13 protein-coding genes are annotated in these 14,076 nt (G+C 63.2%); 7 read left to right on the forward strand and 6 right to left on the reverse strand.

Features of this window, described 5'->3' with window-relative positions; translation table 11 throughout:
- Nucleotides 1-461, reverse strand: a 461-nt coding sequence (locus GGR38_RS23280) for a thiolase family protein (RefSeq protein ID WP_281379499.1), incomplete at its 3' end; no start/stop codon positions are given.
- 176 nt (nucleotides 462-637) lie between these two features.
- On the opposite strand from GGR38_RS23280, the gene GGR38_RS23285 reads away from it, so the two are divergent.
- Nucleotides 638-1,609: an NADPH:quinone oxidoreductase family protein gene (locus tag GGR38_RS23285; RefSeq protein WP_183629327.1), complete on the forward strand. Its 972-nt coding sequence runs from the start codon at nucleotides 638-640 to the stop codon at nucleotides 1,607-1,609.
- On the opposite strand, the gene GGR38_RS23290 is transcribed toward GGR38_RS23285, so the two are convergent.
- The 5 genes from GGR38_RS23290 to GGR38_RS23310 are packed head-to-tail and all read right to left on the reverse strand — an operon-like array spanning nucleotide 1,606 to nucleotide 6,426.
- Entirely contained in the window at nucleotides 1,606-2,940 is a 1,335-nt protein-coding gene (locus GGR38_RS23290) for a family 1 glycosylhydrolase (RefSeq protein WP_183629329.1), read from the reverse strand. The two genes, GGR38_RS23285 and GGR38_RS23290, sit on opposite strands and share 4 nt — an antisense overlap.
- Nucleotides 2,937-3,323: a C-glycoside deglycosidase beta subunit domain-containing protein gene (locus GGR38_RS23295; RefSeq protein WP_183629331.1), complete on the reverse strand. Its 387-nt coding sequence runs from the start codon at nucleotides 3,321-3,323 to the stop codon at nucleotides 2,937-2,939. Before GGR38_RS23295 ends, GGR38_RS23290 begins: the two co-directional genes overlap by 4 nt.
- 4 nt (nucleotides 3,324-3,327) lie before the next feature.
- Nucleotides 3,328-4,158: an alpha/beta hydrolase gene (locus GGR38_RS23300; RefSeq protein WP_246405240.1), complete on the reverse strand. Its 831-nt coding sequence runs from the start codon at nucleotides 4,156-4,158 to the stop codon at nucleotides 3,328-3,330.
- Nucleotides 4,159-4,217: 59 nt separating this feature from the next.
- The gene (locus GGR38_RS23305; RefSeq protein WP_246405241.1) at nucleotides 4,218-5,213 is read right to left on the reverse strand and encodes a sugar phosphate isomerase/epimerase family protein; all 996 of its coding nucleotides are present in this window, start codon (nucleotides 5,211-5,213) and stop codon (nucleotides 4,218-4,220) included.
- Between the two features lie 4 nt (nucleotides 5,214-5,217).
- Nucleotides 5,218-6,426: an MFS transporter gene (locus tag GGR38_RS23310; RefSeq protein ID WP_246405243.1), complete on the reverse strand. Its 1,209-nt coding sequence runs from the start codon at nucleotides 6,424-6,426 to the stop codon at nucleotides 5,218-5,220.
- Between the two features lie 533 nt (nucleotides 6,427-6,959).
- Here GGR38_RS23310 and GGR38_RS23315 point away from each other — a divergent pair.
- The 6 genes from GGR38_RS23315 to GGR38_RS23340 all read left to right on the forward strand — a co-directional run bounded on the left by GGR38_RS23315 (nucleotide 6,960) and on the right by GGR38_RS23340 (nucleotide 13,984).
- Nucleotides 6,960-9,167 carry a TonB-dependent receptor gene (locus GGR38_RS23315; RefSeq protein ID WP_183629337.1) on the forward strand — a complete coding sequence of 736 codons (2,208 nt, stop codon included), beginning with the start codon at nucleotides 6,960-6,962 and terminating at the stop codon, nucleotides 9,165-9,167.
- Nucleotides 9,168-9,281: 114 nt separating this feature from the next.
- Entirely contained in the window at nucleotides 9,282-10,190 is a 909-nt protein-coding gene (locus GGR38_RS23320; protein ID WP_183629339.1) for a LysR family transcriptional regulator, read from the forward strand.
- Nucleotides 10,191-10,332: 142 nt separating this feature from the next.
- Nucleotides 10,333-11,448: an FAD-dependent oxidoreductase gene (locus tag GGR38_RS23325; RefSeq protein WP_183629341.1), complete on the forward strand. Its 1,116-nt coding sequence runs from the start codon at nucleotides 10,333-10,335 to the stop codon at nucleotides 11,446-11,448.
- A gap of 15 nt (nucleotides 11,449-11,463) precedes the next feature.
- Complete coding sequence (locus tag GGR38_RS23330) at nucleotides 11,464-12,366, forward strand: VOC family protein (RefSeq protein WP_183629342.1); 903 nt, start codon at nucleotides 11,464-11,466, stop codon at nucleotides 12,364-12,366.
- Nucleotides 12,366-12,812, forward strand: a complete 447-nt coding sequence (locus GGR38_RS23335) for a nuclear transport factor 2 family protein (protein ID WP_183629343.1) — start codon at nucleotides 12,366-12,368, stop codon at nucleotides 12,810-12,812. Before GGR38_RS23330 ends, GGR38_RS23335 begins: the two co-directional genes overlap by 1 nt.
- A gap of 14 nt (nucleotides 12,813-12,826) precedes the next feature.
- Nucleotides 12,827-13,984 carry an alpha/beta fold hydrolase gene (locus GGR38_RS23340; protein ID WP_183629344.1) on the forward strand — a complete coding sequence of 386 codons (1,158 nt, stop codon included), beginning with the start codon at nucleotides 12,827-12,829 and terminating at the stop codon, nucleotides 13,982-13,984.
- The last annotated feature ends 92 nt before the right edge of the window (nucleotides 13,985-14,076 follow it).

Genomic DNA, 14,076 nt, shown 5'->3' on the forward strand with positions numbered 1-14,076 from the left:
CCGCCCACCGGATCGGTCAGCGCCTGCACCATCGCATCGACCAGCGTGGCATCCCCCATCTTGCGGCCCCAGCGCTGGCCATGGTCGTGATAGGGGGCGTTGGACATGCTCTCCACCCCGCCCGCCACCGTCACTTCGGCCTCGCCCAGCTTCATCATCTGGGCGGCCGAAATGATCGCCTGCAGCCCCGAGCCGCACAGGCGGTTGACCGTCAGCGCGGGTGTTTCCACCGGAATGCCCGCATTGAGCGCCGCCACGCGAGCGACATAGGCGTCCTTGGAACTGCTGGGCACGACCTGGCCAAAGACAACATGGCCGACATCGCCCGCCGCCACGCCCGCGCGGCGCACCGCTTCGGCGGCAACAAGGCCCGCCAGCTCGGAGGGCATGAAGCTTTTCAGCCCGCCGCCAAAATCGCCAATCGCCGTGCGCGTGCCGCTGACGATATAGATCGCGCTCATTGATGCATCCTTCTCTTGCACTGGCGATGCCGCCACACCATCTTCACGGCAGCTCGCCTTATCCGCTCTATGCGCGATGATCGGCGCACTGTCTATTATAAATTTGCATATGGGTGCATATTTGAATAGACTGATCCGCATAAAGGCCCCATGCGGCCAATGCCGGAGAGATGCCCATGCGCGCGCTGGTCTGCGAGAAAATTGGTACATTCGAAACGGACGATATGACCGAGGCCCTGCGCCTGCGCGACTGGCCGATGCCGGAACCGGGGGCGGGACAGGTGCGGATCGCCGTCCAGGCCGCGGGGGTCAATTTCCCCGACACGCTGATGGTCGAGGGGCGCTATCATGTGAAGGCCGAGCCGCCCTTCATTCCGGGCAGCGAGGTGGCGGGGGTAATCAACGCCGTCGGCCCCGATGTGCAGGGCTGGCAGGTGGGCGACCGGGTCTGCGCAATGACCGTTCAGGGCGCCTTTGCCGAGCAGGTGGTGGTCGATGCGGCCAATCTGGTCGCCCTGCCCGATACCGTCGATTTCGCCACGGGCAGCGCGCTGCTGATGACCTATGGCACTGCGATCCATGCCCTGCACCAGCGCGCGAGGCTGATGCCGGGAGAACGGATGCTGGTGCTGGGCGCGGGCGGCGGAGTGAGCCTTGCGGCGGTGGCCCTGGGCGCGGCGATGGGCGCGCAAGTGGTGGCTGCGGCCTCCAGCGCGGAAAAGCGCGAATTGGCGCGGCAGCAGGGCGCGCAGACCTTGATCGACAATACGCCGGACGCGATCAGGGGCGCCGGTCCCTATGATGTGATCTTTGACCCCGTCGGCGGGGATTTGAGCGAGATCGCCTTTCGCGCCATCGCGCCGGAGGGACGCCATCTGGTGATCGGCTTTGCCAGCGGGACGATTCCGGCCATCCCGCTCAATCTGCCCTTGCTCAAATCGGCGGCGATTATGGGCGTGTTCTGGGGGGCCTTTACCAAACGCGCGCTCGAGATGCACCGGGCGAATATGGCGGACGTATTGGCCATGCTGGCCAGCGGGGCGATGCCGCCCCCGCCCTTGCAGGTCTTTGCGCTGAGCGAGGGGCCGGCCATCCTGCGCCGCCTTGCCGCGCGCGAAATCGCGGGCAAGGTGGCGCTGGAAATTTAAACCGAATTAGCGCGCGCGATCCGGCCCAGCACCCCGGCGCTGGGCTTGGGCGTGCGCTTGAAGGTGGCGCGGTCCAGTTCGCACAGGCCAAAGCGGATGCGATAGCCAAACACCCATTCGTAATTGTCAATCAGGCTCCAATGGCAATAGCCGATCACCGGCACGCCATCATCCATCGCCTTTTTCAGCTCGGTCAGCGCGGCGGGGATCAGATTGGCGCGGATCTCGTCATGCTCGCTGCCCACGCCATGTTCGGTCACCATGATCGGCAGATTGGTCTGCGCATGGGCGTAGCGCGCCACGCCCGCCAAGGATGGCGGATAGACCTCCGCCCCCATCGTGTTCGTCACGGCGCCGGGCGGATTGGGCAGCTTGCCCTTGTCGGTCCAAACGCTGCGCTCATAATTCTGGATACCGAGGAAATCGCAATCCGTTTTGGCCAGACGCAGCCATTCGCCATAGAAATGCTCGCGCTTGGCATCGCGCAGGCTGACCGCGCCCTTGGGCAGGCCGGGGGCGACCTGTTCGTCCAGCATGGCCAGACTGACGCCGACGGGCAGATCACCGCGCACCGCCTTGATCGCGGCGCGCCCTTGGCGGTGGCCTTCGAGCAGATGCCTTTGCGTGCGGGCGCCATCGGGGGTGTAGAGCGGATTGCCCGGTTGATAGAGCGCAACGCCCAAAGCCTTGGCGGCAGCCTCGACCATCGCCTTATCCGCGCCCAGCAGATCGCCGGGCAGCAATTCGCCCAGCTTGCCCGAAAGGTTGGGTTCGTTGAGCGTGGTGGCATAGGCGATCCCGCCCGCCAGATGGCGCGCCGCACGGTCGCAATAGCGGGCGAAGAGCGCGGGCGCATCATCGCCATGCCAGCCCCCCAGCGCGGCGAACCAGCGCGGCGTGGTGAAATGGTTGAAGGTGACGACCGGCGTGATGCCGCGCGCATGGCAGCCGTCGATAACGCCCAAGTAATGGTCGAGCATGGCGATGGAGAACAGGCCCTGCTCCGGCTCGATCCGCGCCCATTCCAGGCTGAAGCGATAGGTGTTTAACCCAAGGCTTTTGACCAGATCGAGATCCTGTTCCCACAGCAGGAAGCTGTTGGCCGCGTCGCCCGAGGGTTCGGCATAGACGCTGGGTTTCCCATGTTCGAGAAACCACACGTCCGAAGAGGTATTATTGCCCTCGACCTGATGCGCGGCGGTGGCCGCGCCCCACAGGAAACCCTTGGGGAAAGCGGGGTTGAAAGGCTTGCCCTTGCCTGCGGCGTGCAGGGCCATGGGAGCAGCGGAAAGGGCGACAGTCGCGCCCAGCATGGCCCTGCGGTCGATCACAGGCTGATCACCTTCTCGTCATTGTTGAACGACGGGAAAGGCATATAGGAAATGCGCAGGCGCTGTTGCAGCGAGAGCTTATGCTCGCCAGCGGGGAAGCCGCCGGGCAGCGCCACGGTGATCGTCGCAGGCGCGCCAAAGGGCCAGCGGCGGTCAAAGGCCGTCTCCATCTCGTCCAGCGTCAGCGGACCTTCGCCTTCGTCAAACGTGATCGCCTCGCGGGGAAGCGCCTCGCCGTCGATCGAGACTTTCAGATCCTCGATCATCGAGAGGCCAAGGCCGCGATAATAGCCCAGCTTGGTGGTGAAGGAAAAACCGGTGGGCGCATCGGCCGGGCCGGTGTTGGCGACGGTGGCAGGGTCAATCGTGTATTTGTCAAACATGGTTTTATTCCTTGATGATGCCGCGCGTGCGCAGCCAGCGGCGCATCACGTCCAGCCAGCCTTCGGTGGGCGTGCCCGGCGCGCCGGGGCCAAAGCCGTGGTCGCCGGAGGAAAACAGATGGAACTCGACGGATTTGCCCGCCGCGCGATAGGAATCGATCAGTTTCGGCCCGCCAGCCCGCGCCAGCAGGAAGTCATCGGCCGCAATCGCCACGAACATCGGCGGGGCATTGTCAGGCACTTTCATCGCCGCCATATTGGGATAGATGGGGCCGACAAAGGCGGGCATATCGGCGCCTGCATTCTCCACCACGCTGCGGGTCAGGAAACCGCCGGCGGAAAAGCCCATGAAGCCGATCCGCGCCGGGTCCACGCCCCATTGCCCCGCATGGCCGCGCACATAGCGCAAGGCCGCCAGCCCATCGGCCAGCGCCTCGGGCGGGGTATCCTCGGGTGGGCTGGCCATGGCGACCTTTTCGCCGCGGATCGCGCGGGTCAACTGGTCGGCAAATTCAGCCTGCGAGGCAGGGGTTGGCAGCACGCGATATTTCAGCACGAAGGCGGCAATGCCGTGATCGGCGAAATAGCGGGCGATCTGCCAGCCTTCCTTTTCGATGGCCAGGCCAAGGAAGCCGCCGCCCGGCGCGACGATCACCGCCGCCCCGGTCCCCTTGCCCTTGGGCAGGAAAGGCGTGATCGTCGGGCGCGTGACATTGCGCACTGCAATCAGGCCGTTGTCGCGGTGCCAGACCTCTCGGTCGGGCGCATCGGGGATCAACGCGATGGCGCCCGGCTGCGCGGGGGCGGGGATCGTCTCGCGGCTGGGTCCGGGCATCTGAGCATGAGCCACAGGCGCCAGAACCAACGTCAACGGGACAAGGGCGAGCGCGCGCCTCATGCGGCTTCAGCTTGCGCGATCAGGCGTTCGAACATCACATGCTGGCGGCGGACCTGTTCGCGGCTGTCCACCTCATGCACGTCCTGAATCCAGCGGTTGCCTTCATATTCCGACGACAGAGTGCCTTCCCAGCCCGCCTTGACCAGCGCCGGGATCACCTCGTCATAGGCGATGGCAGGGTCCGTGCAATCCTCGTTCATTTCATAGAACTTGGCCTGAATATGGCGGAAATAAGGAGCGTAATCGCCGATACGCTTGGGGTTGGCATAGGGGGCGTGGCGCAATGTTTCGGCCATGGCCACCTCGACCTTGTTGCCCTGCATCTTCACCGCGACCTCAAAGATCGTGTATTCGCACATCACCTTCTGTTCGTGTTGATCGACGATGAATTGCGTGACTTCGGGGCGGGCGCCCTGCCGTTCAAAACGGGCGCGGAAGGCGGGCGGATAGTGCTTCATGAAAATGCCCATGTCGGGCAGGATGCCGAGGTGCTTCGTCCCCAGACGGTCGGCCACCTCGATGGTGCGCAGGATCCACGCATGTTCGAGATGCCACGGCGCATGGACCTCAACGCCCATATGCACGTCCAGCTTTTCCGCCATCGGCACGCATTTTTCGAGAATGTCGGGGCGCACGAAGATCAGGATGCGCATGTTCCTGATGCCAAGACGGTTGCACAGGATCAGGTCGCGGTGGATGCTTTCGACCTGCTCCTCGTCCGTCATCAGGCGATCCTTGCGGCGCTTGGTGTCAAGGAACATGTCATAGCAGGTGAAATGCGCGCCGTGGCGGGCCAACATGTCCTGCCATTCGCCCACTTGGCGGTCACTGATGTTGGGGAAGGTCGGCATATTCTGTTCGGGCAGGATTTCGATGCCCGGCGCGCCGATGCTGGCGCCAAAGGCCACGCAATCCTCGACGGTCATTTTGCCGAGGAACATCTCTTCCTGAAAGCTGTAGAGGCTGACGCCCCGCTTGATCTTCGATGTCATGATTTTACGCTCCGGTGGGGGCTTTTTCGCGCCCCGAAACAACGATCAGCACCAGAATGGCGCAGACGAGGCCAAACACCCCCGCCGCCACAAAGGCGCCCTGCATATGGCCGAAATGCTCGCGCAGCAGGCTGACCAGCAGCGGCGAGGAAAATTGGCCGAAGAAGAAACACGCGGTCCAGATGCCCATGCCGCGCCCGCGATGGGCAAAGGGCAGATGGCTTTGCGCCCAGGCCACAAGGCAGGGCACGGCCATGCCCGCGCCGGTCTGCTGAATGGCCATGCCCACAACCATCCCGCGCCAATCATGGATCAGCCCCATCGTCACCAGCCCCGCGCCCAGCAGCGCAAAGAAGGTGGACAATTGCCAGCGCGGCCCGATCTTGCCGGTGAACCAGAACACGCCCGCGCCCACCATCACGAACAGGCTGGGGATGCTGGTCATGCGGCCGATGGCGGCGGAATCCTTGACGCCGATTTCCTGCCACACGATGCCGCCATTGATGATGAACACATAATAAAGCCCGCTGCCCAGCAGGGTCACGCCCGCATAGGTCAGCACATTGCGCCACGGGAAAGGCTCGCCGCCCTCGTCCATGCCCAGCATCTTGCGCGCCGTCTCGTCGCTGGCCGGTTCATAGAGAAAGAAGGCGCTGGCAAGAAAAGCAGGGAAGCCGACCGTATAGACGAGGAAGATCCCGTTCCATTGCACCGCCGTCAGATAGCCCGACAGAAAGATCACCGCGCTGCCCAGAAACGGCCCGGCCAGCCCCTGAATGGTCAGCCAGAAGCGGCGGTCCTTTTCATCCCAATAATCGCCCACCAGCGTATTGAGCGTGGTCAGGATCGCCGCCTCGGCCACGCCAAGGGCAAGGCGCGAGACATAGATCTGGTCAATCGAATCTAGGAAGAACGGCGCCACGCCCACAAAGCCGTAAAGCGCGGTGGACACGAGCAGCAGCTTGCGCCGCCCGAAACGGTCCACGAGCAGGCCCGCGAACAGCGCCAGCAAAGCAATCGTCAGCCCCGGCGCGGAGACCATCGCGGGAACCTTGGCGATGGCGGCAGGATCACGCGCGGCGAAATGTTCGATGATCGCGGGCACAGCCGGAAACATCGAAACGATGGCCACGATAGGCAAAAAGGCCACCGTGACCAGTGTTATGCCCTGCGCAGCACCCGCCTTTCGCGGGGCGATGGATTGGACGCTCAAGACTCTCTCCCGATTGCGGCTTGGCATGGGGCTGCCGCAGGCTTTAATTAGAACTCTTGTTCTGAACGGTAAAGCGGAGCGCAACCTCTTGTCAAGATCGTCCGCCGCATCGACACGGCGCGGGGCGCAAAAAACCGATGGAGAGCAACGCGACTCCGGCAGGGACAGCAACCACCCCGGCGCGCATCAATATGATTTATGGAACAGCCCATATCGCCATCAATGATTCGTGGCAGAAAAGCACCTAAGCCATCAAAATCGCCGCAAATGCGAGGTTTCGGAGCAGATGCGGCAATAATCATTCTGCGCCGAGTTGCATCACCGCGTTCTATTGGTTTTCCGGGCAAAACTGCCTTCGACCCGCCCCCCCTACCCCCGCGCTCAGAGGGTCGGATCGCGCCACCTGTTGCCCACCTGCAACGGTGCCCCCTGCGAACCATATTGACAGGGGATTGGAACGCTCATTATCTAGAACAAGAGTTTTAATTTTGCAAAAATGCCGAACGCCCTTTCGGCCATCTGGGAGAATTGTCATGAACCGCGGTCTTGCCGCAGCGCTTTGCGCATCCGTCAGCTTTTTCGCTGTTCCCGCCTATGCCGCCGATCAGGCCCCCGAGTCGCCCAAGACCGGCGGCCTTTCCGAAATCGTCGTCACCGCCAGCCGCGTGGAAACCACCTCGCAAAAGACGCCGATTGCGCTGACCGTCTATTCGGGCGCCGATCTGGCCGCCAAGGGCGTGTCGAACATGCAGGCCCTCTCCAGCATCGACGCCAGCCTGAACATCACCACCAGCACGGGCGCGGCCTATGTCGCAGTGCGCGGCATTGCGTCCACCGACGTGACCGAAACCGGCGACCCCTCGGTGCCGATTGCGCGCGATGGTTTCTACACCAACCGCTCGTTCAACATTCAATCCTCGATGTACGACGTGGCCCGCGTCGAAGTGCTCAAAGGTCCGCAAGGCACGCTCAACGGGCGCAACTCGACCGGCGGCCTCGTCTCGATCATCACCAACCGTCCGAATGCCAAGACCGGCGGCTATGTCATCCTTGGCACCGGCAATTACAATGCGTTCGACGCCGATGCGGGCGTGAACCTTGCCGTTTCCGACCGGTTTCAGGTGCGCGCTTCGGGCACCTATCATTCGCATGACGGCTATCGCAACCTGACCGGGATCTATAACGGCACCGCGCTGCGCGGCGACGATCAGAAGGTGGGCTCGGGCCGTTTTCAGGCCGCGTGGAAGCCGGTGGACGGGCTGAAGCTGTGGGCCTCGTATCAGCATGACGAGATCGACAATGTCGGCGATGTGACGATGGATTCGGCCATCGGCGTGCGCCCCGATTTCGGCAATGCCAAGAGCTTTGCCAACACCGCCCCCTCCTCCACCAAGCTGACCGGCGACCGCGTGCGTTGGGAAGCGGTCTATGACGCGCTGCCCGCCGGGCTCTCGCTGATCTACTCGGGCGGCTATGACAAGAGCAGCTTCCGCCGCCGCACCGATGCCACCGGCCCGATCTATCCGGCGGTACGCCAGTTCATCCAGGGCGAAGACCCCACCACCTGGAACCATGAAGTGCGCCTGTCGAACAATGCGAACAGCCGCGTGTTCTTCCAGCTCGGCTGGTTCAACTTCAAGGAAACCAATCTCATCAATTCGGGCCTGTACAATGTGCAGATGACCGGATTGTTCGCCCCCGGCGGCCCGCTCTCGGCGCTGGGTCAGCCGGGCGTCTATGGCATCAAGTTCGATTACAACATCGCCACCAAATCGAACGCCGTGTTTGGTCAGGTCGCCTATCGTGTGAACGATCAGGTCAAGATCACGCTGGGCGCGCGCAACACGTGGGATTCGAAATTCCGCACCGGCAATGCCGTGCTGTTCCTGCCCGCGCTGGGCAGCCCCTTTGCGCCGGGCCTGACTCTCACCACGCCGGGCAACGGCAATATGAGCACCAGCCAGCCCACCTATCACATCGGCGTCGACTATCAGGTTACGCCCACCAGCCTGCTCTATGCCAAGTTCGACACCGGCTATAAGGCGGGCGGGTTCAACTCGAACGGCTCGGCGGCCTCGGTGGCCTATGCGCCCGAAAAGCTCTCGGCGTGGGAAATCGGCTCGAAGAACCGCTTCTTCGGCAACAAGCTGCAGGTGAACGCGGCGGCCTTCTACTTCGACTATCGCGGCTATCAGGCCTCGCGCAGCACCGATGCGCTGTCGGGCGGCTCGGGCATTTTCAACGTGGGTTCGGCCAAGATCATGGGCGCCGAACTGCAGACCGTCGCGCTGGTCAATGGCTTCCGCCTCGACAGCAACATCGCGCTGCTGCACACCGAATTCGGCAAGGGCATCACGGTGCTGGACGGCGCGGGCAACAACCGCGACATCAGCGGCCACCGCCTGCCCAACGCGCCCGATTTCGTCGCCACCTTTGGCGTAGAGCGCCCGATCGAGGCCAGTTTCGGCACCTTCACCCCGCGCATCGACGGCAAATATTCGGCCGCGTTCTATTACGATGTGTTCAATGACAGCGACACCCGCTCGGGCTCCTATGTGACGGGCAATGCCTCGATCAACTTCAAGCCCGCCAAGGGCAATTGGCAGATCGACGCCTTCATCCGCAACTTCACCGACAAGGTGGTGCTGGCCTATGGCGCGCGCAATTATGTGGCAGGCAAGAACACCTATCAGTTCCAGCCGCCGCGCACCTTTGGCGTGCGCGCCAGCCTGAAGTTCTGATGGGTCGGCAATTCTGATCTCTCCGATGGCGGGGCGGGCATGTATGTCCGCCCCGCTTTCATTATTATCGATTCTGATCTATCGCCTTTCCCATAAGCAGAGGAACGGCATACCATGCGCTTCAAACAGCTCGACCTGAACCTGCTGGTGGTTTTCTCCGCCCTGATGGAAACGCGCAGCGTCACCCGCACCGCCGAACGCCTCGGCCTGACCCAGCCCGCCGCCAGCGCCTCGCTGCGCCGGTTGCGCGCCTATTTCGGCGATGAGCTGCTGGTGCAGGTGGGCAAAAGGATGCACCCCACGCCCTTTGCCGAGTCGCTGTACCCCCAGATCCAGCGCAGCCTGCAAAGCGTCGAGCAGGCCATCGCCACACCCGCCGGTTTCGATCCGGCCACCTCAACGCGCCGCTTCCGCATCAACGCCTCGGACTATGTGATGGTCGCGGTGCTGGTCGGTCTGGCGCAGCGCGTGACGGCCGCAGCGCCGCAGATCCAGTTGGAGGTGATGCAGCCCACCGAGCGCAATGCCGACGATCTGGAAGGCGGCAAGATCGACCTGCTGATCGCGCCCGAACAATTGCTGGCGCCGTGGCATCCCTCTGAATTTCTTTATGAAGAAGAGCAGGTCGTGGTTGGCTGGGCCGGCAATCCGATCTTTGCCTCGGGGCTGAGCGCGGATGAATTCTTTGCCGCCGGCCATGTCGGCGTGGCGCTGGGCACGCGGCGGGCGGCCACCTTTGCCGATACGCAGCTTGCCCGCATGGGGCGACAGCGGCGGATCGATATCGAGGTCGCCTCCTTTGCCTCGGTGCCATGGTTCCTGCAAAACACGATGCGTCTGGCCGTCTTGCACAAGCGCCTTGTGCGCGCGATGATGCCGCAATTCGATCTGGCCTTTGCGCCCATGCCCTTCCCCTTCCCTCGCCTGCGCGAAATGGCGCAGTTTCACGAGGCGCGGCGCGATGATGCGGGGCTGGTCTGGCTGCGTGAGCAATTGCGATTGGCGGCGCAGTCCACATCATGAATATTTTTTATGATAATTGATCCAGATAATGACTTTTACAGATTGGCCCGCACACGGGTAAATATCCCCATCAACGCGCCCCATGCGGCGCATGGGGAGAGCATATGCGCCAGAACACGGGCGCCGCGCATGAGGCGCGGCCATGAACAATCTCGACATTCTTGTCATCGGCGGCGGCATCGGCGGCCTGACCAGCGCGATTGCCCTGTGCAAGGCGGGCCATAGCGTCACCGTCATCGAACGCGACCCCAACTGGTCGGTTTACGGCGTCGGCATCATCCAGCAATCGAACGTGCTGGCCGCCGCGCAGCAACTGGGCATTCTCGAAGGCTATCTGGCCTCGGGCGTGGGCTTTGACGCGGTGGAGATCTATCTGCCGCATGGCCAAAAGATCGCGCGCATTCCCGGCCATCCGGTCGCCCCCGGCCTGCCCGCCAATATGGGCATCGGCCGCCCCGCGCTGCACAAGCTGCTGGGCGATGCCGCCAAGGATGCGGGCGCGCAGATCCGCCTTGGCATCACCGCCGAGACGATCAACGACACCGGCGATGCGGTCAACGTCACCTTTTCGGATGGCAGTACCGGCACCTATGCCATCGTGATCGGCGCCGACGGCGTCTATTCGCAGACCCGCGCGACCATCATGCCCGATGCGCCCAAGCCCCAGTTCACCGGCCAATCGGTGTGGCGCTATAACTTCCCGCGCCCGGCCGATCTCGATGCGCTGCATGTCTATAACGGCCCGACCGGCGTTGGCCTTGTGCCGATCAGCGAGACGCTGATGTATATGTACGCCACCACGCCCGAGCCGGAAAATCCGTGGTATCCCAAGGAAGGCATCGCCGCCGTCATGCGCGGCAAGTTGGCCAATACCGCGCCCGCCATTCAGGCCTTGGCCGAGCAGATCACCGATGACGAAGGCGTGGTCTATCGCCCGCTCGAAGGCATGATGCTCTATGGCGACTGGCACAAGGGTCGCGTCGTGCTGATCGGCGATGCCGTCCATGCCACCACCCCGCATCTGGGCCAGGGCGCAGGCATGGCGATTGAGGACAGCATCGTGCTGGCCGACGAAATCGCCAAGGCCGCCGGTCCGGCAGAAGCCTTCGCCGCCTTCCGTAACCGCCGTTTTGAACGCTGCCGCTTCATCGTCGAGAAGAGCCTTGAGATCTGTCACGGCCAGATCGGCAAAGGCCCGCCCGTCGATAATGCCAAGGCGACGCAGGAAATGTTCGCCGTCGTCTCGCAGCCCATCTGATCTAAGGAACAACCAATGAGCCGAGTTACCGAAATCCGCTATGTGGGCTATGGCGTCACCGATCTGGACGCCGAGGCCGCCTATTACACCGATGTCTGGGGTCTGGAACGTGTGGCGTCCGACGATGGCATGGCGTGGTTCAAGGCGCAGGGCCATGACGAGCATCACGTGGTCCGCCTGCGCGCCGCAGAGGAAAACCGCGTCGACGTCATCGCCCTGTCGGCCGACACGCGCGCCGATGTCGATGCCCTTGCCGCCAAGGTCGAGGCCGCAGGCGGCCAGATCGTCCACGCCCCGCGCGCGCTGACCACGCCGGGCGGCGGCTATGGCTTCCGCTTCTTCAGCCCCGATGGGCTTCAGATGGAAATCAGCGCCGAAGTCGCACGCGGAGACAAGCGCGAAATCGAACGCTGGGAAGGCATCCCGGTCAAGATCAGCCATATCGTGCTGCATTCGCCCAACCACAAGGCGCTGGTCGCGTGGTTCTGCGATGTGCTGGGCTTCAAGGTCTCGGACTGGCTGGGCGATTTCATGTGCTTCCTGCGCTGCAACAATGCGCATCACCGTTTCGCTATCCTGCCCGGCCCGGCCTGCCTCAACCATGTCGCCTATGACATGGAAGGCGTCGACGGCATGATGCGCGGCGGCCATCGCCTGAAGCAGAAGGGCTTTGACATCCGCTGGGGTCCGGGCCGTCATACGGCGGGCGACAACACGTTCAGCTATTTCGTCACGCCGGGCGGCTTCGTCACCGAATATACCGCCGAGCTGGAAGAAGTGGACTTCGAGACCCGCGAAGCCACCGTTTACGCGCCCGCGCCGATGGTCATGGACCAGTGGGGCATTGGCGTCGGCGGGCCGCAGACCATGCCGCATCCGCATGAAAACGCAGGCCTGTTCGTGGCGGTGGACGTATAATGCGCGGGCGCGCCTTGCTGGCCTTGGCCCTCGCTTTGGCGCCTGTTGCCGTGCAGGCGCGCCCTCACACCACGACCGCGCGCAACCGCGCCATCATGGCCGATTTCGCGCATAAGTTTTACGATCTGCGCGATGTACGCGGGGCGTTCATGGATCATGTCGCCCCCGATTACATCCAGCATAACCCCGGCATCGCCGATGGCCGCGACGCAGCCATCGCCGCTCTGGAACCGATGTTCACCCGCCCCGGATCACGCTTTGTCATCAAGCGCATTCTGGTCGACGGGGATCAGGCGGTGATCCACCTGCATGGCCGCACGGGGCCGGAAGGTGAAGGCGGCACGGTGGCCGATTTCTACCGGCTGAAGAATGGCCGGATCGTCGAGCATTGGGACGTCTTGCAACCGATCCAGACCAAGACAGTCAACCCGCATCCTTATTTCTGAACGGAACCCCCATCGTGGCGCTTTATTCTCCCTTCCCCAACTATATCTGGAACCTGTCGGTCGCCATCGCCTTGGAAAGCGGCGGGCAGATCGGCGAGATCGTCGATATGTGCCAGCCCATCATTGATGCAGCGGCCGGCGGCGGCGATGCCGGAACCCCGGCCTTCATGAAGCAATGGGCCGCGATGGGCGACAAGCTGGTGGAACTGGCCGCCGAGGATGAGGCACGCGGGCGCGGCTTTTCGGCCAGCGCCAAGCTGGAGCGCGCCTCGCTTTACCTGATGGTGGCCGAGCGGATGCAGGGCCATGGCGCGCCGGGCCGGGCGGAAACTTATGCGAAGGCGCTGAATGCGTTTGAAAAGTCCACCGCGTTGGGCAGCATCAATCGCGAGCGGGTCGAAATTCCTTTGGCCTCCGGCACGATGCCTGCGCTCTACACCCGCGGCCAAGGCGAAGGCCCGCGCCCGGTGGTGGTCTATTGCAACGGTCTCGATAGCTGCAAGGAGCTGCTCTACTGGAGCCGCCTGCCCGAAGCGCTGGCGCAGCGGGGCATTTCCACGCTCTGCGTCGATCAGCCCGGCAGCGGCGAGGCGCTGCGCCTGCAGAACCTGCCCGTCGATCCGCATAGCGAGAATTGGGCGAGCAAGGCGGTGGACTGGCTGGAGACCCAGCCCGATGTTGATCCCAAGCGCATCGGCATGACCGGCATCTCGCTGGGCGGCCATTTCGCGCCTCGCGCGGTGGCCTATGAGCCGCGCTTTGCGTCGGGCGCCTGCTGGGGCGCGAACCACAACTGGCGCGAGGTGCAGGACAAGCGGATGAAGCGCGAGGGCGAAAACCCGGTGCCCCATTACTGGGCGCATGTGATGTGGGCGTTCGGCGCGGAAACGATGGAGGAATTCCTCGAAAAGTCCGACGCGATGAATTTGAACGGCCATATGGGCGGGGTTCGCGTGCCCTTCCTCGTCACGCATGGCTCCGATGATCGACAGATCAGCGTTTCCTATGCCCATGATTGCTACGATCAATTGGTCAACAGCCCCCGGCGTGAGCTGAAAATCTTTACCGCGCGTGAAGGCGGCGTAGAACATGTCGGCGCGGACAATATGGCCTATGGCCGCGATTATATCGCCGACTGGTTCGCAGAAACTCTGGGAGGCAAAACCGCATGACCCGCCATTTCATCGACCTGTCGATCACCTTGTGCAATGACGTGATCACCGATCCGCCGTTCCTGAAGCCGGAAATCACCTATCAGCAGCAT

It is taken from the genome of Novosphingobium sediminicola (genome assembly GCF_014196525.1).
Classification (GTDB): domain Bacteria; phylum Pseudomonadota; class Alphaproteobacteria; order Sphingomonadales; family Sphingomonadaceae; genus Novosphingobium; species Novosphingobium sediminicola.

What these genes read in the sequence shown, in the direction of transcription:
- GGR38_RS23335 (WP_183629343.1), top strand. Translation starts at nt 12,366, where the DNA reads ATGCGCGGGCGCGCCTTGCTGGCCTTGGCCCTCGCTTTGGCGCCTGTT.
- GGR38_RS23325 (WP_183629341.1), top strand. Translation starts at nt 10,333, where the DNA reads ATGAACAATCTCGACATTCTTGTCATCGGCGGCGGCATCGGCGGCCTG.
- GGR38_RS23320 (WP_183629339.1), top strand. Translation starts at nt 9,282, where the DNA reads ATGCGCTTCAAACAGCTCGACCTGAACCTGCTGGTGGTTTTCTCCGCC.
- GGR38_RS23315 (WP_183629337.1), top strand. Translation starts at nt 6,960, where the DNA reads ATGAACCGCGGTCTTGCCGCAGCGCTTTGCGCATCCGTCAGCTTTTTC.
- GGR38_RS23295 (WP_183629331.1), bottom strand. Translation starts at nt 3,323, where the DNA reads ATGTTTGACAAATACACGATTGACCCTGCCACCGTCGCCAACACCGGC.
- GGR38_RS23300 (WP_246405240.1), bottom strand. Translation starts at nt 4,158, where the DNA reads ATGCCCGGACCCAGCCGCGAGACGATCCCCGCCCCCGCGCAGCCGGGC.
- GGR38_RS23330 (WP_183629342.1), top strand. Translation starts at nt 11,464, where the DNA reads ATGAGCCGAGTTACCGAAATCCGCTATGTGGGCTATGGCGTCACCGAT.
- GGR38_RS23305 (WP_246405241.1), bottom strand. Translation starts at nt 5,213, where the DNA reads ATGACATCGAAGATCAAGCGGGGCGTCAGCCTCTACAGCTTTCAGGAA.
- GGR38_RS23285 (WP_183629327.1), top strand. Translation starts at nt 638, where the DNA reads ATGCGCGCGCTGGTCTGCGAGAAAATTGGTACATTCGAAACGGACGAT.